General features: G+C 51.4%; 1 protein-coding gene. It reads right to left on the bottom strand.

Translation table 11 applies throughout. The features are described from left to right. A partial coding sequence (locus tag ABD971_RS35920; RefSeq protein ID WP_345328548.1) for an IS110 family transposase occupies positions 1 to 813 on the bottom strand: 813 nt, incomplete at its 3' end. Positions 814 to 854: the final 41 nt, after the last annotated feature.

Raw genomic sequence — 854 nt, 5'->3', positions numbered from 1 at the left:
CAATGCAGGATCAGCCGCTTGCAGGCTCCAGGCGTAGATTTTATCGAGAGTACATTCTTGAAAACGCACCTTCTGCTTGCGTAAAAAAACTGACATCCCTTTCGGCTTTGCCATCTTGATCGCATCGGCAGAAGAGAACTGCTTTGCAATCGGCATCGCGATCGATCGATTGAACAACTTGTCGTCCTCCCATAAGTCAGCATAGCCTGGCATCGCTTGATGCATCATCGCACGCACTTGGACCTGGATTCGGGAACGTTGTTTCACCAAGTTGCGACGGTGACGCGAGAGTCGTTGTAGAGCAAGGTGGGTTTCGCCGACCGGCAAGATAGAGAGACCGTAGCCATTGACCGCAGCATGGAAGATCGCCTCAAGATCATTGTCGTCGGACTTGTTATCAGGATGCAGTAGTTTGCGATAGTGCGTCGATGCAAAAGGATGCACGATGCGAGTTTCAATGCCAGCTTTTTGAAACGCCGCGACAATCAGCTTGTGGTAGATACCCGTCATTTCGACCGCAGCGATACAATCGACGATGCCTTCTGCTTCGCACTCAATCCGAACTTGCTGTGTCATTGCAGTGAGGCAACCTGCATTGTGCTCGACTGTCGTCGGCTCGATGATGACACGACCAAAATAATCGCAAAGCAACCATTTGGAACGGCGTTTAGCGCAATCGACCGAGACGATGCCAAACCGCTGGGGCGTCACCTCCTGAACCCGCTGTTGAATCACGCCGGTAGGCTTGCCGATGTAGCGGCGTCTTGGTGACCTTTTCTTGCCGTTTCGAGTAGACTTAGTTTTGGTGGCCATCTGAATGTCTCCATGATTTGGAAGGTGTGAAAGTTCTTCCA

This window comes from Novipirellula rosea, assembly GCF_039541335.1.
Classification (GTDB): domain Bacteria; phylum Planctomycetota; class Planctomycetia; order Pirellulales; family Pirellulaceae; genus Novipirellula; species Novipirellula rosea.
Note: the sequence above shows the minus strand (reverse complement) of the source record. Positions and strands in the feature narration are given on the sequence as shown.